The sequence below is a fragment of the Amycolatopsis sp. lyj-346 genome (assembly GCF_046548975.1).
Classification (GTDB): Bacteria; Actinomycetota; Actinomycetes; order Mycobacteriales; family Pseudonocardiaceae; genus Amycolatopsis.
Genome location: NZ_JAJPWT010000012.1, coordinates 208,885 through 226,557, shown reverse-complemented (window position 1 = coordinate 226,557; position 17,673 = coordinate 208,885). Strand labels below are relative to the sequence as shown.

Here is a 17,673-nt window from a genome sequence, read left to right as displayed (position 1 = left end):
AAATTACCCTCGCTGCCCCTCGGTGCGGTGCCTAGCATCGAGCACTCGGAGGGTCGACGCACACAGCCGGGGGAACAGCAGCGTGTGGACGCAGCGGGACCAGATCCAGGCGTACCAGTTCCTTCGCCGCAGGCTGGTCTCCGCGCTCGTCGCCGCCGACGCCAACCACCCCGTCTCGCCCAGCCGGCGGCTCGTGCTGGGCACCGTGCTCGGGGTCGTGGCCGCCCTGCTGGTCACCGCCGTCTTCGCCATCATCGGCCTGCTGAACCCCTCCGGCGGCAAGGACTGGCTGGCCGGCGGCAAGGTGATCGTCGAGGAGGGCACCGGCGCGCGGTTCGTGCTCGGGGCCGACGGCGTGCTGCACCCGGTGCTCAACTACGCCTCCGCGCGGCTGCTGGCCGGTGGCAACGGCGACGCGACCGTGTCGGTGTCGCCGGAGAACCTCGGCAAAGCGGGCCGGGGCAACCAGATCGGCATCCCGGGCGCGCCCGATTCGCTGCCCGCCACGGGCGCGCTCGTGACCACGCCGTGGACGAGCTGCAGCCGCACCACCCAGGACGCCCCCGCGTCGGCCGAGCCGCGCACCGCCGTCCTGCTGGCCGCGCCCGCGTCCGGCGTCGAGCTGCCGCGGGACCAGGGCGTGATCGTGCGGCTGCCGCAGGGGGAGCGCTTTCTCTTGGCCGGCGGACGGCGCTACAAGCTGAGCGACGAGGCCGCGACCGCACTGCAGTTCGACAGCTACCCGACGATCGCGGTGTCCTCGCGGTGGATCGACACCGTCCCGGCGGGCCGCGACCTCACCGCGCTGCCGGTCGACGGCGCCGGCGACCCGGGGCCCGCGGTGGGGGGCCGCGCCACCCGCGTCGGCGAAGTCCTCGCTGTCGTCGACGCGATGGCCGCGCCCGGCTCCGCCACGTCGTACTACCTGGTTCGCGCCGGCGGTCTCGAGCCGGTGGGGCAGACCGAGGCGAGCCTGCTGGTGACGACGGAGGCCAACGCCACCGCCTACTCCGGGCCGCCCGCGCCGGTGGAGGTCCGCGCGGCCGACGTCGCCGCGGTCGCGAAGGTCGCCGCGCCGCGTGGCGGCGGGGCCGACCCGGCCGGCTACCCCGACCGCATCCCGGGCAAGGCGCCGATCACCGGCGGCTCGGTGGCGTTGTGCGTTCAGGGCAGCCGGTTGCTCGTTTCGGCCGAATTTCCGCTTCCCGTTGGCGCCAAAGCCATCCAGGTCGCCACCCGGACCGAAGCAAGGGTGGCGGACGAGGTGTTCGTGCCTCCCTCGGGGGGAGCCGTCGTCGTCGAAGCCGGTTCGGTCACCGCGTACCTGGTGACCGACACGGGCCGGAAGTACCCGGTGGTGAACGCGCAGGCCTTGGCCTCGCTCGGCTACGGAGGAGTCGCCAAACCGCCGGTCACGGGTAGTTTGCTGGCATTGGTGCCGACGGGCCCCGCGCTGGACCCGGCCACGGCCGGACGGCCGGCTCCGTCGGGTGGAACGGGGTGAAAGTCGTGCACATGACAGAAGAGCGTCCGACCGAGGGTGAACTGGACCAGGGGCGGGTCCGGGTCGCGGTCATCGAAGACCACCCGCTGTACCGCGTCTCCGTCGAACGCGTGTTGGCCGAAGCCGGCTTCGTCGAGCTCGGCGCGGTCGTCGATTCGGTCGCCCGGTTCCACGTGCACCGGCAGCCGCCGGGCAGCGTGGTCCTGCTCGACCTGGGTCTCCCGGGGGTCGCGGGGGCGGCGGCCGTGCTGGAGGTGTGCGAGCTCGGGCACCACGTGCTCGTGGTCTCCGCGCAGGCGGAACCGGACGTCGTGCTCGGCGCGATCGCGGCGGGGGCGCGCGGGTTCCTGTCGAAGGACGTCGATGCGGAGGAACTGCTGATCGCGATCAAGACCGTCGCCGACGGCGGCGCGTACGTCTCGGCGGTGGTCGCCGGGATGATCATGAAGGAGAACGCCGACCGGCCCCCCGTGTCGGCCGAAGCCGAGCTGTCCCCGCGCGAGGAGCAGGTGCTGCGGCTGGTGGCGGCGGGGGAGCGGGACGTCGACATCGCGCTGATCCTCGGCATCGGCGTCCGGACGGTCCGCGGCTACCTCGACCGCATCCGCGACAAGACGGGCGAACGGCGGCGGCCGGGCCTGGTCAAGGAGGCCATCCGGCGCGGCCTCATCGGCGACGCGGGCCCGCGACGCGGCGGCCGCAAATGAGCGAGCCGGCGCGGCGCATCTCCGTGGGCGTGATCGAGGACCACCCGCTCTACCGGTACGCGCTGAGCCGCGTGCTGACCGAGGCCCCGGACATCGAGCTCGGCGCCGTCGCCGACTCGGTGGCCCGGTTCGCGGTCCAGGACCAGCCGGCGGGCAGCGTCGTCGTCCTCGACCTCAAGCTCCGTGGTGTCCAGGACGCGGCCGCGGTCCTGGAAGTGGGGCAGATGGGGCACAAGGTGCTGGTGGTGTCCGCCCACGCGGAACAGCCGGAGGTGCTCGGCGCGATGCAGGCGGGCGCGAAGGGCTTCCTGTCCAAGGACGTCGACGGCGACGAGCTCCTGCGCGCGATCCGCACGATCGCCGACGACAACGCGTACGTGTCACCGACGCTGGCCGGGATGATCATCCAGGACAGCGAAGACCGGCACGCGGGCCCGAAGATCGTGTTGTCCGAACGCGAAAAGCAGGTGCTCCGCCTGGTGGCGGCGGGGGAGCGGGACGTCGACGTGGCGGAGATCCTCAACATCAGCGTCCGCACGGTCCGTTCGTACCTGGACCGCATCCGCGACAAGACCGGCGAGCGCCGCCGCGCGGGCTTCGTCCGCGTCGCCATCCGCGAAGGCCTCCTCCGCTAAGGCGGTCACTTTCCCTGGGAAAGATGCGTCCGAGGGGGGCCCGGACGCATCTTTCCTAGGGAAAGCTCCGTTCAAAGGCGGCGGTTGGCGAGGGCTCCGGTGGCCGCGCGGGCTTGGGCCGACACGGCCGGGTCGACGTCGATCAGGAGGGTTTCCGGAGCCGCGCCGGCCTGGGCGAGCACCCGGCCGAAGCCGTCGGCGACCAGGGAGTACCCGATTCCCGTCGGGGCCTTCGGGTTGACCGTGACGCCCGTCGCCGCGGGGTCGGCCTGGCCGCAGCCCAGCACCCAGCAGCCCGAATCCAGAGCCCGCGCGCGAACCAGGACCTCCCACTGGTCGCGCTTACCCTCGCCCGCGCCCCACGACGTCGGCAGCAGGACGACGTCCGCGCCGTCGTCGGCCAGCGCGCGGAACAGCTCCGGGAACCGTACGTCGTAGCAGGTCGCGACGCCGTAGACGACGCCGTCCAGCTCGAACGTCGTCGCCGAGGAACCGGGCGCCACCGTGTCGGACTCGGCGAACCCGAACGCGTCGTAGAGGTGGATCTTGTCGTAGCCGCGGTGGTGCCCGCCGCCGGTGATCAAGAGCGTGTTGCGGACCCGCCCGTCGCCCGCCGGGGTGAACATCCCGGCGACGACGACCACGTCGTGCTCGGCGGCCACCGCGGCCACGGCCGACGCCCACGGGCCGTCGAGGGGCTCGGCGATCGGTTCGAGCGGCCGCCCGAACCGCGCCATGGCCGCTTCGGGGAACACGACGATCCGCGCGCCGTCCGTCGCCGCGGCCTCCACCCCCGTGCGAATCAGCTTCAGGTTCGCCTCCGGATCGTCACCCGAGTTGACCTGGCACAACGCGATTCGCGCCACCGCTGCCTCCTGCATGCTGGGATCGGCCGTCACCGGGGAGTATCGCCGAAAACCCCCTCGACGTGACCTCGTACCCTGGTGGGCATGTTGAACCGCACCGACCTGCGCGGGCAGGTCCCGACCGCCGCCGAACTGCGCGCCACGCTTCCCCGCGCCGAATACGACGTGGACGCGGCGCTGCATCACGTGCGCCCGGTGGTCGAGGCGGTCCGTGACCGCGGTGTCGAAGCCGTCCTCGAATACACCGAGAAGTTCGACAAGGTCCGCCCGGCCGCCGTGCGCGTGCCGCGGGCGAAGCTGTCCGAAGCGCTCGCGCAGCTCGACCCGCAGGTGCGTGCCGCGCTGGAGGAGTCGATCACCCGCACCCGGAAGGTGCACGCCGAGCAGCGCCGCACCGACGTCACGACCACCGTCGTCGAGGGCGGCACGGTCACCGAGAAGTGGGTGCCGGTCGAGCGCGTCGGCCTCTACGCCCCGGGCGGGCTGGCCGTGTACCCGTCCACCGTGGTGATGAACGTCGTCCCGGCGCAGATCGCCGGCGTCGGGTCCCTGGTCGTCTGCTCGCCGCCGCAGGCCGCGTTCGGCGGGCTGCCGCACCCGGCCATCCTCGCCGCGGCCGAGCTGCTCGGCGTCGACGAGGTGTGGGCGGCCGGCGGCGCGCAGGCCGTCGCGCTGCTGGCGTACGGCGGCACGGACACCGACGGCGCCGAACTGGCCCCGGTCGCCGTCGTCACCGGGCCGGGCAACATCTACCTCACCGCGGCGAAGCGGCTCCTGCGCGGCCTGATCGGGATCGACTCCGAGGCCGGGCCCACCGAGATCGCCATCCTCGCCGACGAGACGGCCGACCCGGTGCACGTCGCCGCCGACCTGATCAGCCAGGCCGAGCACGACCCGCTGGCCGCGAGCGTCCTGGTGACGACGTCGCCCGAGCTGGCCGACGCCGTCGACAAGGAGCTGGTGCACCGGGTCGCCGCGACGAAGCACGCCGAGCGCGTCACCGAAGCGCTGTCCGGCAAGCAGTCCGGCATCATCCTGGTGTCCACAGTGGACGACGGACTGCGCGTCGTCGACGCCTACGCCGCCGAGCACCTGGAGATCCAGACGGCGGACGCGCGCGAGGTGGCCGCCCGGGTCCGCAACGCCGGCGCGATCTTCGTCGGCGCGTACGCCCCGGTGTCGCTCGGCGACTACTGCGCCGGGTCCAACCACGTGCTGCCCACCGGCGGGTTCGCCCGCCACTCCTCGGGCCTGTCCGTGCAGAGCTTCCTCAAGGGCATCCACGTCGTGGACTACTCCGAGGACGCGCTGCGCGAGGTCGCCGGCCGCGTCGTCGCGCTGGCCAACGCCGAGGACCTGCCCGCGCACGGCGAGGCCGTCGCCGCGCGCTTCGGAGGCGAGGCCCGATGACCATCGGCGAAGAGGTCACGCTGGACGCGCTGCCGCTGCGCGAAGACCTGCGCGGCAAGTCGCCCTACGGCGCGCCGCAGCTGGACGTCCCGGTGCGGCTCAACACGAACGAGAACCCGTACCCGCCGCCGCCCGAGCTGGTCGCGGACCTGGCCGAGGCGGTCCGCGCGGAGGCCGCCGAGCTGCACCGCTACCCGGACCGCGACGCGGTGGCGCTGCGCCAGGACCTGGCCGACTACCTGAGCGTGTCGACGCGGGTCGTGCTGTCGGAGGCGAACGTCTGGGCCGCCAACGGGTCCAACGAGGTGCTGCAGCAGATCCTGCAGGCGTTCGGCGGTCCCGGGCGCAGTGCGCTCGGCTTCGAGCCGTCGTACTCGATGCACCCGATCATCGCGTCCGGCACGCGCACCGAGTGGGTTCCGGCGCCGCGCCGCGAAGACTTCACCCTCGACACGGCCGCGGCGGCGGCGCTCATCCGGGAACGGCGTCCGGACATAGTGTTCGTCACCAGCCCGAACAACCCGACCGGCGGCTCGATCCCGCTCGAAGAGCTGCGTGCGGTCCTGGACGCGGCCACCGGGATCGTGGTGGTCGACGAGGCGTACGCGGAGTTTTCTTCGCAGGTCAGCGCGGTGCACCTGCTCGCCGATTACCCGGCGCGGCTGATCGTCTCGCGCACGATGAGCAAGGCGTTCGCGTTCGCGGGCGGCCGGCTCGGCTACCTGGCGGCGGCGCCCGCGGTGGTCGACGCGTTGCAGCTGGTGCGCCTGCCGTACCACCTCTCGCGGCTGACGCAGGCGGCGGCACGGGCAGCGCTGCGGCACGCGGACGCCACTTTGGACAGCGTGTACAAGCTGGCCGCGGAACGCGACCGCGTCGTGGAAGCGTTGGCGGGTCTGGGTTACGACCCGGTGCCGAGTGATGCCAACTTCGTCCTCTTCGGACGGTTCCGGTCCCCCTCGGCCGCCTGGAAGTCCTATTTGGACGCCGGAGTGCTGATCCGCGACCCCGGTATCGAAGGGCACCTGCGCGTGAGCATTGGCACCCCGGAAGAGAACGACGCCTTCCTCGAGGCGAGTAAGGAAATCTCGCGATGACCCGCATCGGCAAGGTCGAACGGACCACCAAGGAGTCCTCGATCTTCGTGCAGCTGGACCTCGACGGCACGGGCGAGGTCGAGATCTCGACCGGCGTGCCGTTCTACGACCACATGCTCACGGCCTTCGGCGTCCACGGCTCCCTGAACCTCAAGGTCGAGGCCACCGGCGACGTTCACATCGACGCGCACCACACGGTGGAGGACACGGCGATCGTGCTGGGCCAGGCGATCCGCCAGGCCCTGGGCGACAAGAGCGGCATCCGCCGCTTCGGCGACGCCTGGATCCCGATGGACGAGACCCTCGCCCACGCGGCCGTCGACGTCTCGGGCCGCCCGTACTGCGTGCACGTGGGCGAGCCGGAGCAGTTCAACACCTTCACGATCGGCGGCAACTACCCGTTCGTGCTGACCCGGCACGTGTTCGACTCGCTGGCGTTCCACGCGCAGATCGCCCTGCACGTAAGGGTGATCCACGGCCGCGACCCGCACCACATCGCGGAGGCGGAGTACAAGGCGGTGGCTCGCGCGCTGAGGGCGGCGACGGAGCCGGACCCGCGAGCGGCCGGCATCCCGTCGACGAAGGGCGTCCTGTGAGCAGCGGAGTCATCGGCGTTCTCCTGCTCGCCCTGGGTGGTTTCCTGGTGGGCGGGGTGTATTCGACCTGGAAGACGGCGAAGTTCCTGGCGGTGGTGCTGGGCATCGCCGCCCTGCTGGCCATCGGCGGCGCGATCTTCTGGTTCATGGGCTGAGCGCAGGAGAAAGCCCCCTCGGCCACACCGAGGGGGCTTTCTCCTGTGCTCGCTAGCGAGTTGCGCCGACCAGCTCGCGCTCCTCGGGCTCGTCCAGGTGCTTCGTGAGCTTCTCGCCCTCCACGTCGACGTCCGGCAGGATCCGGTCCAGCCACTTCGGCAGCCACCACGCGCTGCGGCCGAGCAGGGACATCACCGCCGGGACCAGGGTCATGCGGACCACGAACGCGTCCACCAGCACGCCGAACGCCAGCGCGAAGCCGATCGACTGGATCAGCGACGACTCCGCGAGCACGAAGCCGGCGAAGACGCTGATCATGATCAGGGCCGCCGCGACCACCACGCGTGCCCCGTGCCGGAAGCCGGTGACCATCGCCTCCTGCGGTTCGGCGCCGTGGACGTGCTCCTCGCGCATCCGCGTCACCAGGAACACCTGGTAGTCCATCGCCAGCCCGAACAGCACGCCGATCAGCAGGATCGGCAGCATGCTCATGATCGGGCCGGTCGAGGCGACCCCGAGCAGGTCCGTGAGCCAGCCCCACTGGAACACCGCGACCACCGCGCCGAACGTCGCCGCGACCGAGCCGAGGAAGCCGATCGTCGCCTTCAGCGGCACCACCACCGAGCGGAACACCAGCATCAGGAGCACGAACGCCAGCCCGACGATCAGCGCCAGGTACGGCAGCATCGCGTCCGACAGCTTCTCGGAGACGTCGATGTTGGCCGCGGTCTGGCCGGTGACGGACAGCTTCGCGCCCGTCCCGTTCTCCAGCGCGCCGGATTCGGTGCGGATCGCGGCGACCAGGTCCTCGGTCTGCGAGCTGCTCGGGCCGCTCTTCGGGATCACCGTGAGCAACGCCGTGTCACCGGTCTGGTTGACCCGCGGCGGCGTGACGGCGGCGACGTCGGGCAGCTTCTGGATGTCGGCCGCGGCCCGGCCGAGCGCCGCCTGGCGGTCGGTGCTGGCGGAGATGTCGACGACGACCAGCAGCGGCCCGTTCGAGCCTTCGCCGAAGCTGCGGCTGGCGATTTCGTACGCCTTGCGCTGCGTCGACTCCGGTGCGGCGGTGCTGTCGTTGGGCAGGCCGAGCTGCATGCTCAGCGCGGGCAGGGCGACGACGGCCAGCCCGGCCAGCCCCACCAGCAGCACCGCGATCCGGTGGCGGCCGACGAACCGCGCCCAGCGTTCGCCGTGCGTCGTTTCGACCGGCTTGCGGCGCAGCCGGATGCGGTCGCCGGCCACCCGTGCCCCGGCGAAGCCGAGGATCGCGGGCAGCAGCGTCAGGGCGATGAGCACGGCGATCGCGACGGTGACGGCGGCGGCGACGCCCATCTGGCCGAGGAACGGGATGCCGATGACGGTGAGGCCGGCCAGCGCGATGATGACGGTCAGCCCGGCGAAGACCACCGCGGACCCGGCGGTGCCCGCGGCGCGTCCGGCGGCTTCTTCGGGGCTGCGGCCGATGGTCAGTTCGTGGCGGTAGCGCGACACGATGAACAGCGCGTAGTCGATGCCGACGGCCAGGCCGATCATCAGCGCCAGCACCGGCGTGTTCGAGTTCAGCTCGAGGAACCCGGAAGCGAGGAAGATGCCCGCCATCCCGGTGCCGACGCCGATCAGCGCGGTGAGCAGCGGGATCCCGGCCGCGAGCAGCGAACCGAACGTGATGATCAGCACGACGGCGGCGACCGCGACACCCAGGCCTTCGGTGGCTCCGGTCGCGGGCGCGCCCTCCACGGCGTCGCCGCCGAACTCGACGGTGAACCCGGCGGCGCGGCCGGCGTTCGCCGTGTCCAGCAGGGCCTGACGGTCCTCGTCGGTCAGTTCGTACGCTTTCGCTCCGTAACTGACCTGGGCGAGCGCGACGCGCCGATCGGGGGAGATCGACTGCGCCTGGAACGGGTCGACCACGGCGGCGACCTTCGGCGCCGTCTTCAGCTGCCCGACGAGGGCTTCGACGGCGGCCTTGCCCTTCGCGTCGGTCACCGTGGTGCCCGCCGGGGCCTCGATCACCACCCGCGCGGTGGCGCCACCCGCGTTGGCCTGCGGGAACTTCTCGGCGAGCTGGTCGATCGCCCGCTGCGACTCGGTGCCGGGGATCGTCACCGAGTTCGAGAGCTGGCTCGACAGCGTCAGTGCACCGAGGCCCAGCGCCACCAGGACGGCCGCCCAGACGGCCACGACCAGCGCTTTGCGCCGGAAGGAAAACCGGCCGAGCCGGTACAGGAAGGTCGCCACGAGTCAGCTCCATTTCGCCCGAACGGGGTCAGGTAACTCCATCAGGTGGGTTCCACGCTAGCCGATCGGCAGGGAGACTCCAAGCCGATCGGCAAGTATGTGACTTGCCGAACAGCAAGGTTTATTACTTGCCGGTCGGCTAGTTACTCGGTTTGCCGATCGACAAGGCGTGACGTAGGCTCCGACGGCTGCTGAGGAGGAAGAATGACCGCCGGCCCGGCCGAGGACACCCGGACCCGACTGCTGCGGACGGCGCTGCGCCTGTTCACCGAACACGGGGTCGAGGGCACGTCGCTGCAGATGATCGCCGACGCGCTGGGCATCACCAAGGCGGCCGTCTACTACCACTTCAAGACGAAGGCGGAGATCACCGAGGCGGTCGCCGAGCCGGGCATCCGCGACCTGGACGACCTCGTCCGGCGAGCGGCCGCGCTGAAGCGCCGGGGCGCGCAGGTGGACCTGCTGCTGGAGGGGTTCGTCGACCTGGTGATCCGCCACCGGGCGCTGGTCGCGCTGTTTTCGAGCGACCCGGGCATCGCCCGCGCGATCGAGAAGTCGGCCCACGGCGGCACGGAGGGCTTCGGCCGCGCGTTGCTGGCCATCCTGTCGGGCCCGGACCCGGACACGACGGCCCGGGTCAACGCCATGGTCACGCTGACGGGCATCGCCATGGCAGGCGGCTCCCCGGACCTCGCCGGCCTGAGCGACGAAGAGTTGCGCGCAGAGCTCCTCGACGTGGGCCGCCGCCTCCTCGGCCGCCCCCGCCGCCGAACCCTCACCCCCGTGTCGACCCCCTAATCACGCGAGCCGACCCGCCAATCACGCGAGATACGCGCTCAAACACGCGAGTTCCGGGCCTGATCACGCGAGTTCCGGCTCTGATCACGCGAGTTCCGTGTTCGATCACGCGAGTCACGCACCCGAACGGTCGGCTCGCGTACCTGGACGGTCGGCTCGCGTGCTTGGAGGGTCGGCTTGCGTGCTTGGAGGGTCGACTCGCGTGATTGGGGGGACGACACGGGTTCTCAGCCGGTGCGGTCGAGGTAGGGCGGGGGGACTGAGGCGGTCAGCCAGACTCCGTTGGCGCTCACCTGGAACGCGTGGCCTGCCGCGGCCATGGCGGCGGCGTCGACCTGGAGGATCACCGGCTTGCCGCGGCGGGCGCCGACGGTCCGGGCCGTTTCCACCGTGGCCGACAGGTGGACCGCGTGGCGGTTCATCGGGCGCAGGCCCTCGCGGAAGATCGCGTCGAGGTACTTCGCGACCGTTCCGTGGTAGAGCACGGCCGGCGGTGTCGCGTCCGGTAAACCCAAGTCGACCGTGACGCTGTGGCCCTGGCTTGCGCGGATGCGCGTGCCCGTTTCGTCGAAGGCGAAGCGGCGCTTGTTGTTCCTCTCGACCACTTCGCCGAGCTCCTCGCGGGTGATCGAGAGCGCGCGCACGAGCGTGTCGACGGGGACCCAGCCGCCGGGGGCGAGTGTCAAACCGAGGGCGGCCGGGTCGTGGCGCAGGTGCCGGGACAGCCGCTTCGAGATGCGGATCAATTCCTTTTCGTTCATTGCCTCCCCAGCATCCTCCCCGCGCGCAAGCGGTTTAGATGCCGCCTTCGACCACCGGACGCAACTTGCTCGCGCCCGGCCCGAAGCGGGCCAGCTCGTCGTCGTTGTTGTACAACGCGCAGCTGCGCAGCGACAGACAGCCGCAGCCGACGCAGCCGGTGAGCCGGTCGCGAAGCCGTTGCAGGGCGTCGATGCGTGCGTCGAGCTCGTGCTGCCAGTCGCGGGACAGGCGCGCCCAGTCCGCCTTCGTCGGGGCGTGGTCCGCCGGCAACGTGGCCAGCGCCGAACTGATGTCCTCGAGCGAAAGCCCGACCCGTTGTGCCGCGCGGATGAACGCGATCCGGCGCAGCACCGAACGCGGGTAGCGGCGCTGGTTGCCCGCCGAGCGCTCCGAACTGATCAGCCCCTTCTCCTCGTAGAACCGCAGTGCCGTGTGCGGAACCCCGCTGCGTTCCGCCACCTGTCCGATGCTGAGATGTTCAGCGAGCCTGGTCACCAGGTCAGGCTATCCTTGACTTCGAGTTTAGTCGAGGTTGCATCGTCGGGTCATGACCACTGTGACCGAACCGGGCTACGCCGACCTGCCCCGGCTGATTTCGCTGATGACCGGCGACGAAAAGCACAGCGCCGCCGCCGAGTCCACTCTGGACGTCCTGTGGGTGCTCTACGACCGCGTGCTCGACGTCACGCCCGCGAACTTCCGTGAGCCCGGCCGCGACCGGTTCCTGTTGTCCAAGGGACACGGGCCGATGGCGTACTACGCCGTGCTCACCGCGAAAGGCTTCATCGCCGAGGCGGAGCTGGCGACGTGGTCCGACCCGGTGTCGCGGCTCGGCCACCACCCCGACCGGCGCCGCATCCCCGGCGTCGAGATCTCCAGCGGTTCGCTCGGCCACGGCCTGCCGATCGCGCTCGGCACGGCGCTCGGCCTGCGCGCCCGCGGCCTGGCGAACGCGAAGGTCGTGACGCTCGTCGGCGACGCCGAGCTGGACGAGGGCTCGAACCACGAGGCGATCGTCGTCGCGGCGCGCGACGGCCTCGAAAACCTGACCACCGTGGTGATCGACAACCAGTCGTCGACGCGCGGCTGGCCGGGCGGCATCGAGCGCCGCTTCGCCGTCGAGGGCTGGGACACGCGCACGGTGTCCGGCCGGGACCACGACGCGCTGTACGACGCCTTCACCACCCCCCACCCCGGCCGGCCACTGGTCGTGGTCGCCGTCGTCGAACCGAAGGGCTGAACATGTTGCCGATGCGGGAAACCTTCCTCGCCACCACCGAACGGATCCTCGACGCGGACCCGGACGTCGCGGTCGTGCTGGCCGACATCTCGGCGGCGCAGCTCGCCGGCGCCGCGCGTCGCCACCCGGACCGGGTGATCAACGTCGGGATCCGCGAACAGCTGCTGGTCAGCGCGGGCGCCGGGCTGGCGCTGGCGGGCCTGCGGCCGATCGTGCACACGTTCCCGTCGTTCCTGGTGGAGCGCGCCTTCGAGCAGATCAAGCTGGACTTTTCGCACCAGGAGGTGGGCGGCGTCCTGGTGTCGTGGGGAGCGTCGTACGACATGTCGACGGCGGGGCGCACGCACCAATCCCCCGGCGACGTGGCGTTGATCGATTCGCTGCCGGGCTGGACGGTCCACGTACCGGGCCACCCGGCCGAGGCCGAGCGGCTGTTGCTGGAGTCGATCCCCGGAGACGGCCGCGTCTACCTGCGGCTTTCGGCGCAGTCCAACGAGTCCCCGCACCTGGGGGTGGGCTTCACCCGCGTGCGTTCCGGGGCCGCCGGCGTCGTGGTGGCGGTGGGCCCGGTGCTGGACCGGGTCCTGCGAGCAACGGCGGGCCTGGACGTGACGGTGCTGTACGCGTCGACGATCCGGCCGTTCGACGCGGCCGGTCTGCGGTCGGCGGTGCTTTCCGCGTCCGCTTCGGTGGTGTTGGTGGAGCCGTATTCGGCGGGGACGTCGGCTTTCTGGGTGGCGGAGGCGCTTTCCGATGTGCCGCACCGGTTGCGGTCGTTGGGGGTGCGGCGGGATGTGGAAGTGCGGACTTACGGCGGGATCGCGGACCACGATCTCGCGCACGGGCTGGACGCCGGGTCGCTGGGGCTTTCGATCAGGGAGTTCTTGGGGGAGTAGGAGGGGAGTCGCCGGTGCTGGGGGTACCGGCGACGGGGTGCTTGTAGTGAAGCGTCACGGTTTCGTCGCCGCTGAGCAGGGACATCAGTTTTACATTGTTCGTGCGTTCCGTGTCCGTGTCGTCCGGCTGCTCGAGGTGCAGGCTTTCGTAGAGCTTGAATCGGTTCAGATCCAGAACCGTCCGCACCATTTCCATGTATTCGATCGCCGCGGCGATCGAGGCGCGATACGCGATGTAAGCCAGGAAATACGGTCCGAGGGACGCCAGGAGCCACCAACCGTCTGTGAACAGGAAGCCGACCGCTTCGACGGTGGCGAGTAGTGCGACGACGCACAACCGGACAGAGGTGTCTAACTGCTGTCTGGTGTCTTGGAGGTAGTTTAGGTGAGGTTCCGGGGCGATCAGTGCGATGTACGGAGTTGTCCGGACGGCGTCCAGTGCGTACTGACGGCCGATGGAGTCTTCGGCTGAGCGCAGCGCATTGCCCAGTCGGGTAGGCATCATCCGATCCGGGTCGGGATAGTGTGCCAGCAGGACCGGGATCGATGCCATCGCTGCGTGTGCTCCGCTGGCGGGATAAGCCTGTGTGCTGAAGAGAAGATTCTCGAGTTCTCGCTTCAGTCGCTCCGAAGCCCACCGTGCTGGATCTTCGGCGGTGGCGGGGTCATCCGCCAGTTTGCGAAGGTAGCGGCCGACAAGCAGCTTGGTGAGTACGCGGTTGCGGCGTTGTTCGAGCTTTTCCCTTCTGGTCGAAAGACGGTTGAACCGCTTCCGATGGTGCGTGATGCGAGAGCGGAGCAGGGCAGCGGCGATTCGTGAACTTCCCCAGTATCCTTCCAAAACCTTCGTCATGGCAAGCTGCAAGGGGTGCAGAAACAGGGCCAAGACGAGAGTTCCCAGGAGGAGCCAGGCGACTTCGCTCACCGTTATGCCGGTCAACTCGTGGGCCATGCGGCTGAGGACCGGTCGTCCCGACCACGCCCCGCTCACGACGAGCACGAAGGTCCATGTGCTCAGGAAAAGTACCGGCAGCATGCTCACAACACTGAAATAACGGCCGACTCGTGAGCCCAGGCTCATTGCGGTATCCGGTAGCGAAGGTGTGCTCACGGGATCCGCTTTTCCGGGGGAATCATGTCATCGCATTCCCGGCACCAATACCCCTTGCGTGTCTTGAGAAGCGTGGTCGTGCGGTGTTTCGGGCAGTGACCGTTGCCTTCTGGCCGCTCGCTGTCGCCAGGTGGCTTGACCGGAGGGTTGTTGATCGGAAGGAGTCGCTGGGAGCGGGCAAGACCGACGAGGAGCCGAAGCCTGCGCATGCGCCTCACCCCGCCCTCCAGGATTCGACCATGTTAGGCCAGCATTCAGGCCCAGTCGACAAGCGAGAACGAGGTGATCATGGGGCTGTCGCCCTGGGCGGTGCCCGCCGTGGGCATGGTGGTGGTGGCCCTTGCCGGGGCGGGTGGCAGTGGGTGGGCGTGGCTGGCCGTCGGGGTGCTCGGTGTGGCCGGGGCCGGGTGGGTCGGGTGGCTTGTGCTTCGGGAGGCGCGGGTCGATAGCGTGAGCGCCATGCCATCGATCCGGCCGATCGTGCTCGCCGTCATCCGGCGTGGGGGTGCGATTCTCGTCTTCGAAGCGCACGACGATGTCAAGGACGAGATCTTTCACCGGCCGCTCGGGGGTGGGATCGAGTTCGGGGAAACCAGCAAGGAAGCCCTCGAGCGGGAGTTCCTGGAAGAGCTCGGCGCCGAGATCACGGTCGGCGAGAGGCTCGGGGTGCTCGAGAACGTCTTCTCCTGGCGCGACCGGCCCGGGCACGAGATCGCCTTCGTCTTCGCCGCCAAGTTCGTCGACCAGAGCCTCTACCGGCGCGACGAGATGAAGATCCTCGACGATCCCGGTACCGCGCGGTGGGTCGACGTCGCCGAGTTCCGCGACGGCAGCAAGATTCTCTACCCCGAAGGGCTCATCGAACTCCTCTCACCGGATCAGCGACCGCGAAGTCGGTAAGAGCTCGACAGAAGCTTCCGAAGGCGTCCGGCTGAACCACACCGCGAACGGGCCGTCCGTGCGAACCGGCAGCTGCGGGAAGTTGTTCGGAGACGGCTCCGTCTCGAACGCCGCGAACGCCGGCTCGGGTGGGGGAGCCGGAGCGGAGATCGTCACGTGCAGACCCGTGCCCGGCGGTGGTGCGGCCAGGCCACGGCGGACCGGGCGCAGCAACAGCACGTTGTCGGAGTCGATCATCGTGGCGTTCGCCGCCGAGCGGTGGGCCTTCCAGGCCGGGCCGGAGTAGAACCTCTCCAGCGCCTCCTTGCGGGCGGCCATCGAGCGGAAGCCGCGCAGCCACACGAACTCGTCCGGCGAGGCGCGGGCGCGGAACAAGCCGAACAAGTGCGCGCCCGCCGCCTCCTGCGGCTCGACGAACTCGCGCTCGAACAGCTCGATCAGCTCGTCACGCCGGCCGGGGTGCAAGGTGTAGCGCCGCAGCTCCACCACGGTTTCGAACTCGGAAAAAGTCATGCCGCGAACGCTAGCGGTGACCACCGACAAAAACCGGTCAGCGGAACGCGGACAGCCCCGTGACGGCCTGTCCGAGCGACAGCGCGTGCATCTCCTCGGTACCTTCGTAGGTCAGCACCGTCTCGAGGTTCGCCATGTGCCGCATCACCGGGTACTCCAGCGAAATCCCGTTCGCGCCCAGCATCGAACGGGCCTCGCGCGCCACGGACAGCGCCGAGCGGACGTTCGCCATCTTGCCGAAGCTGACGTGGTTGTGGTGCAGGTCGCCGTCGTCCTTCAGGCGCCCGATGTGCAGGGCCACCAGCCCGGCGCGGTTGACCTCGACGACCAGGTCGGCCAGCTTGCGCTGGGTCAGCTGGAACCCGGCCAGCGGCTTCCCGAACTGCGAACGGGAGAGCGTGTACTCCAACGCGGCTTCGTAGCACGCGCGCGCCGCGCCGACGACTCCGAACAGGATCCCGTAGCGGGCCTCGTTCAAGCAGGACAGCGGCCCGCGCAGGCCGCGGACCTCGGGGAACGCCGCCGACGACGGCAACCGGACGCCGTCGAGCACCAGTTCCGCGGTCAGCGACGCCCGCAGCGACAGCTTGTGCTTGACCTCGTTCGCGGTGAAGCCCGGCGTGCCCGTCGGGACGACGAAGCCGCGGATCCCGTCGTCGGTCTGCGCCCAGACGACCGCGACGTCGGCGACGGTTCCGTTGGTGATCCACATCTTCGTGCCCGAGAGCACCCAGTCGTCGCCGTCGCGCACCGCCCGCGTCCGCATCGAGCCCGGGTCGCTGCCCGCGTCCGGCTCGGTCAGCCCGAAGCAGCCCAGCGCCTCGCCGGTGGCCATCCGCGGCAGCCACTCCTGCCGGTGTTCTTCGCTGCCCCACCGGTGGATCGCATACATCGCCAGCGATCCCTGCACCGACACGAAGCTGCGCAATCCCGAGTCGACGGCTTCGAGTTCGCGGCACGCGATGCCGTACGCGACGGCGCTGGTGCCGGCGCAGCCGTAGCCCTCCAGGTGCATGCCGAGCAGGCCGAGCGAGCCGAAGCCCTTCGCCAGCTCCGCGGCGGGGAGCGCGCCCGTTTCGTACCACTCGGCGACGTGGTCCAGCAGGTGGTCCTTCGCGTACGCGCGGACGGCATCGCGGATGGCGCGGTCCTCTTCGGCGAGCCCGGCGTCGAGGCCGAGGAAGTCGTGCGGGTCAGGGCTGCGACTCATGAGGAGCTCCCGGGGACGCGTCGATGCGGCCACCGCAGGAAACCACAGTCAGGCGTCTGTTCTCCGCGTGGCTTTCGTCACGCGAGCGGCAGACGCGCCGGGCACGCACCGCGGCCGGACCTGCTGGCGCGGGATCAGCAGCTCGGTGAACTGCGGAAACGGCACGCTCTCGATGTCTTCACGCCAGGCGTGCAGCATCTGGGACAGCAGATCGTCCTCGGCCATCTTCGCCTCCCAGGCGTCCGTCGTGCCGGGCTGAGCGCACACGATCGGGTGAAGTGATACCCGGGGAGCGGGAAGGTCAAACGGGGTTTCCCCAAGATTTTTCCGGTCGTCGACCACTCTGTGGCACGGGCCTGTTCGGTCGAGGGCCGCCGGGCCTTCCGGCTACGCTGGGTGGCGTGTCTCGTGTGGTGATTCTCGACTACGGTTCCGGCAACCTCCGTTCCGCCGAACGCGCTGTCGCGCGCGCCGGGGCCGACGTCGAGGTCACGGCCGACCCGCATGCCGCCGTCGAAGCCGACGGCCTGGTCGTGCCCGGGGTCGGCGCCTACTCCGCCTGCATGGCCGGCCTGCTGGACGTGCACGGGCACCGGATCATCGGGAAGCGGCTCGCCGGCGGGCGGCCGGTGCTCGGCATCTGCGTCGGCATGCAGATCCTCTTCTCCCGCGGGGTCGAGCACGGCGAGGAGACCGAGGGCACCGGGGAGTGGCCCGGCGTCGTCGACCGGCTGCACGCCGACGTCCTGCCGCACATGGGGTGGAACACCGTGCGCGCGCCCGCGGGCTCGCAGCTCTTCGCCGGTCTCGACCCCGAGGAGCGGTTCTACTTCGTGCACTCCTACGCCGCGCGCAAGTGGGAACTCGACGGCCTGGCCGGGCAGGAGCCGAAGGTCACCTGGGCCCACCACGGCGAGGACTTCGTCGCCGCGGTCGAGAACGGGCCGCTGTGGGCCACCCAGTTCCACCCGGAGAAGTCCGGGGACGCCGGGGCCCAGCTGCTCCGGAACTGGCTGGCGACCCTCTGACCGGGT

General features: G+C 70.4%; 20 protein-coding genes. 12 read left to right on the top strand and 8 right to left on the bottom strand.

Annotation, left to right across the window (positions count from 1 at the left end):
• Window positions 1–82: 82 nt before the first annotated feature.
• Genes eccB through ACLJQE_RS31025 form a run of 3 tightly spaced genes read left to right on the top strand, consistent with a single transcriptional unit; the run spans window position 83 to window position 2,846 of the window.
• Window positions 83–1,504 carry a type VII secretion protein EccB gene (gene eccB / locus ACLJQE_RS31035; RefSeq protein WP_410643060.1) on the top strand — a complete coding sequence of 474 codons (1,422 nt, stop codon included), beginning with the start codon at window positions 83–85 and terminating at the stop codon, window positions 1,502–1,504.
• 11 nt (window positions 1,505–1,515) lie between these two features.
• Window positions 1,516–2,211 carry a response regulator gene (locus ACLJQE_RS31030; RefSeq protein ID WP_410643059.1) on the top strand — a complete coding sequence of 232 codons (696 nt, stop codon included), beginning with the start codon at window positions 1,516–1,518 and terminating at the stop codon, window positions 2,209–2,211.
• Entirely contained in the window at window positions 2,208–2,846 is a 639-nt protein-coding gene (locus ACLJQE_RS31025) for a response regulator (protein ID WP_410643058.1), read from the top strand. The genes ACLJQE_RS31030 and ACLJQE_RS31025 overlap by 4 nt, the downstream gene beginning before the upstream one ends.
• A gap of 71 nt (window positions 2,847–2,917) precedes the next feature.
• On the opposite strand, the gene ACLJQE_RS31020 is transcribed toward ACLJQE_RS31025, so the two are convergent.
• Window positions 2,918–3,712 (bottom strand): carbon-nitrogen hydrolase family protein, encoded by a 795-nt coding sequence (locus tag ACLJQE_RS31020; RefSeq protein ID WP_410643057.1) that lies wholly within the window; start codon window positions 3,710–3,712, stop codon window positions 2,918–2,920.
• 84 nt (window positions 3,713–3,796) lie between these two features.
• On the opposite strand from ACLJQE_RS31020, the gene hisD reads away from it, so the two are divergent.
• Genes hisD through ACLJQE_RS31000 form a run of 4 tightly spaced genes read left to right on the top strand, consistent with a single transcriptional unit; the run spans window position 3,797 to window position 6,970 of the window.
• Window positions 3,797–5,122: a histidinol dehydrogenase gene (gene hisD / locus ACLJQE_RS31015; protein ID WP_410643056.1), complete on the top strand. Its 1,326-nt coding sequence runs from the start codon at window positions 3,797–3,799 to the stop codon at window positions 5,120–5,122.
• A complete protein-coding gene (locus ACLJQE_RS31010; protein ID WP_410643055.1) occupies window positions 5,119–6,219 on the top strand; it encodes a histidinol-phosphate transaminase in 1,101 nt (366 codons plus the stop codon). Before hisD ends, ACLJQE_RS31010 begins: the two co-directional genes overlap by 4 nt.
• Window positions 6,216–6,815, top strand: coding sequence for an imidazoleglycerol-phosphate dehydratase HisB (hisB, locus tag ACLJQE_RS31005; protein ID WP_410643054.1), 600 nt, complete (start codon window positions 6,216–6,218; stop codon window positions 6,813–6,815). Before ACLJQE_RS31010 ends, hisB begins: the two co-directional genes overlap by 4 nt.
• Complete coding sequence (locus ACLJQE_RS31000; protein WP_410643053.1) at window positions 6,812–6,970, top strand: hypothetical protein; 159 nt, start codon at window positions 6,812–6,814, stop codon at window positions 6,968–6,970. Before hisB ends, ACLJQE_RS31000 begins: the two co-directional genes overlap by 4 nt.
• A gap of 52 nt (window positions 6,971–7,022) precedes the next feature.
• On the opposite strand, the gene ACLJQE_RS30995 is transcribed toward ACLJQE_RS31000, so the two are convergent.
• Window positions 7,023–9,209, bottom strand: coding sequence for an MMPL family transporter (locus tag ACLJQE_RS30995; RefSeq protein ID WP_410643052.1), 2,187 nt, complete (start codon window positions 9,207–9,209; stop codon window positions 7,023–7,025).
• A gap of 204 nt (window positions 9,210–9,413) precedes the next feature.
• Here ACLJQE_RS30995 and ACLJQE_RS30990 point away from each other — a divergent pair, with 204 nt between their 5' ends.
• Window positions 9,414–10,007: a TetR/AcrR family transcriptional regulator gene (locus ACLJQE_RS30990; protein ID WP_410643051.1), complete on the top strand. Its 594-nt coding sequence runs from the start codon at window positions 9,414–9,416 to the stop codon at window positions 10,005–10,007.
• 227 nt (window positions 10,008–10,234) lie between these two features.
• On the opposite strand, the gene ACLJQE_RS30985 is transcribed toward ACLJQE_RS30990, so the two are convergent.
• Together ACLJQE_RS30985 and soxR are read right to left on the bottom strand one after the other, a co-directional pair.
• Complete coding sequence (locus ACLJQE_RS30985; RefSeq protein WP_410643050.1) at window positions 10,235–10,768, bottom strand: RNA 2'-phosphotransferase; 534 nt, start codon at window positions 10,766–10,768, stop codon at window positions 10,235–10,237.
• Between the two features lie 34 nt (window positions 10,769–10,802).
• Window positions 10,803–11,264: a redox-sensitive transcriptional activator SoxR gene (soxR, locus tag ACLJQE_RS30980; RefSeq protein ID WP_410643049.1), complete on the bottom strand. Its 462-nt coding sequence runs from the start codon at window positions 11,262–11,264 to the stop codon at window positions 10,803–10,805.
• A gap of 52 nt (window positions 11,265–11,316) precedes the next feature.
• Here soxR and ACLJQE_RS30975 point away from each other — a divergent pair, with 52 nt between their 5' ends.
• The gene (locus ACLJQE_RS30975) at window positions 11,317–12,009 is read left to right on the top strand and encodes a thiamine pyrophosphate-dependent enzyme (protein WP_410643048.1); all 693 of its coding nucleotides are present in this window, start codon (window positions 11,317–11,319) and stop codon (window positions 12,007–12,009) included.
• Between the two features lie 2 nt (window positions 12,010–12,011).
• A complete protein-coding gene (locus ACLJQE_RS30970) occupies window positions 12,012–12,905 on the top strand; it encodes a transketolase family protein (protein ID WP_410643047.1) in 894 nt (297 codons plus the stop codon).
• Here ACLJQE_RS30970 and ACLJQE_RS30965 read toward each other — a convergent pair.
• Window positions 12,883–13,947, bottom strand: coding sequence for a hypothetical protein (locus ACLJQE_RS30965; RefSeq protein ID WP_410643046.1), 1,065 nt, complete (start codon window positions 13,945–13,947; stop codon window positions 12,883–12,885). The genes ACLJQE_RS30970 and ACLJQE_RS30965 overlap by 23 nt on opposite strands.
• Before the next feature lie 357 nt (window positions 13,948–14,304).
• On the opposite strand from ACLJQE_RS30965, the gene ACLJQE_RS30960 reads away from it, so the two are divergent.
• Window positions 14,305–14,916: an NUDIX hydrolase gene (locus ACLJQE_RS30960; protein ID WP_410643153.1), complete on the top strand. Its 612-nt coding sequence runs from the start codon at window positions 14,305–14,307 to the stop codon at window positions 14,914–14,916.
• Here ACLJQE_RS30960 and ACLJQE_RS30955 read toward each other — a convergent pair.
• Genes ACLJQE_RS30955 through ACLJQE_RS30945 form a run of 3 tightly spaced genes read right to left on the bottom strand, consistent with a single transcriptional unit; the run spans window position 14,887 to window position 16,864 of the window.
• Complete coding sequence (locus ACLJQE_RS30955) at window positions 14,887–15,429, bottom strand: NIPSNAP family protein (RefSeq protein ID WP_410643045.1); 543 nt, start codon at window positions 15,427–15,429, stop codon at window positions 14,887–14,889. The two genes, ACLJQE_RS30960 and ACLJQE_RS30955, sit on opposite strands and share 30 nt — an antisense overlap.
• Before the next feature lie 37 nt (window positions 15,430–15,466).
• Window positions 15,467–16,639 (bottom strand): acyl-CoA dehydrogenase family protein, encoded by a 1,173-nt coding sequence (locus tag ACLJQE_RS30950; protein WP_410643044.1) that lies wholly within the window; start codon window positions 16,637–16,639, stop codon window positions 15,467–15,469.
• A gap of 48 nt (window positions 16,640–16,687) precedes the next feature.
• Complete coding sequence (locus ACLJQE_RS30945; protein WP_410643043.1) at window positions 16,688–16,864, bottom strand: hypothetical protein; 177 nt, start codon at window positions 16,862–16,864, stop codon at window positions 16,688–16,690.
• Between the two features lie 185 nt (window positions 16,865–17,049).
• Here ACLJQE_RS30945 and hisH point away from each other — a divergent pair, with 185 nt between their 5' ends.
• Window positions 17,050–17,667, top strand: coding sequence for an imidazole glycerol phosphate synthase subunit HisH (gene hisH / locus ACLJQE_RS30940; protein WP_410643152.1), 618 nt, complete (start codon window positions 17,050–17,052; stop codon window positions 17,665–17,667).
• Window positions 17,668–17,673: the final 6 nt, after the last annotated feature.

Excerpts from the sequence above, each read along its gene's own strand:
- ACLJQE_RS31030 (WP_410643059.1), top strand. The coding sequence starts at position 1,516 with ATGACAGAAGAGCGTCCGACCGAGGGTGAACTGGACCAGGGGCGGGTC.
- ACLJQE_RS31025 (WP_410643058.1), top strand. The coding sequence starts at position 2,208 with ATGAGCGAGCCGGCGCGGCGCATCTCCGTGGGCGTGATCGAGGACCAC.
- hisD (WP_410643056.1), top strand. The coding sequence starts at position 3,797 with ATGTTGAACCGCACCGACCTGCGCGGGCAGGTCCCGACCGCCGCCGAA.
- ACLJQE_RS31010 (WP_410643055.1), top strand. The coding sequence starts at position 5,119 with ATGACCATCGGCGAAGAGGTCACGCTGGACGCGCTGCCGCTGCGCGAA.
- hisB (WP_410643054.1), top strand. The coding sequence starts at position 6,216 with ATGACCCGCATCGGCAAGGTCGAACGGACCACCAAGGAGTCCTCGATC.
- ACLJQE_RS30990 (WP_410643051.1), top strand. The coding sequence starts at position 9,414 with ATGACCGCCGGCCCGGCCGAGGACACCCGGACCCGACTGCTGCGGACG.
- ACLJQE_RS30985 (WP_410643050.1), bottom strand. The coding sequence starts at position 10,768 with ATGAACGAAAAGGAATTGATCCGCATCTCGAAGCGGCTGTCCCGGCAC.
- ACLJQE_RS30975 (WP_410643048.1), top strand. The coding sequence starts at position 11,317 with ATGACCACTGTGACCGAACCGGGCTACGCCGACCTGCCCCGGCTGATT.
- ACLJQE_RS30970 (WP_410643047.1), top strand. The coding sequence starts at position 12,012 with ATGTTGCCGATGCGGGAAACCTTCCTCGCCACCACCGAACGGATCCTC.
- ACLJQE_RS30960 (WP_410643153.1), top strand. The coding sequence starts at position 14,305 with ATGGGGCTGTCGCCCTGGGCGGTGCCCGCCGTGGGCATGGTGGTGGTG.
- ACLJQE_RS30955 (WP_410643045.1), bottom strand. The coding sequence starts at position 15,429 with ATGACTTTTTCCGAGTTCGAAACCGTGGTGGAGCTGCGGCGCTACACC.
- ACLJQE_RS30950 (WP_410643044.1), bottom strand. The coding sequence starts at position 16,639 with ATGAGTCGCAGCCCTGACCCGCACGACTTCCTCGGCCTCGACGCCGGG.
- ACLJQE_RS30945 (WP_410643043.1), bottom strand. The coding sequence starts at position 16,864 with ATGGCCGAGGACGATCTGCTGTCCCAGATGCTGCACGCCTGGCGTGAA.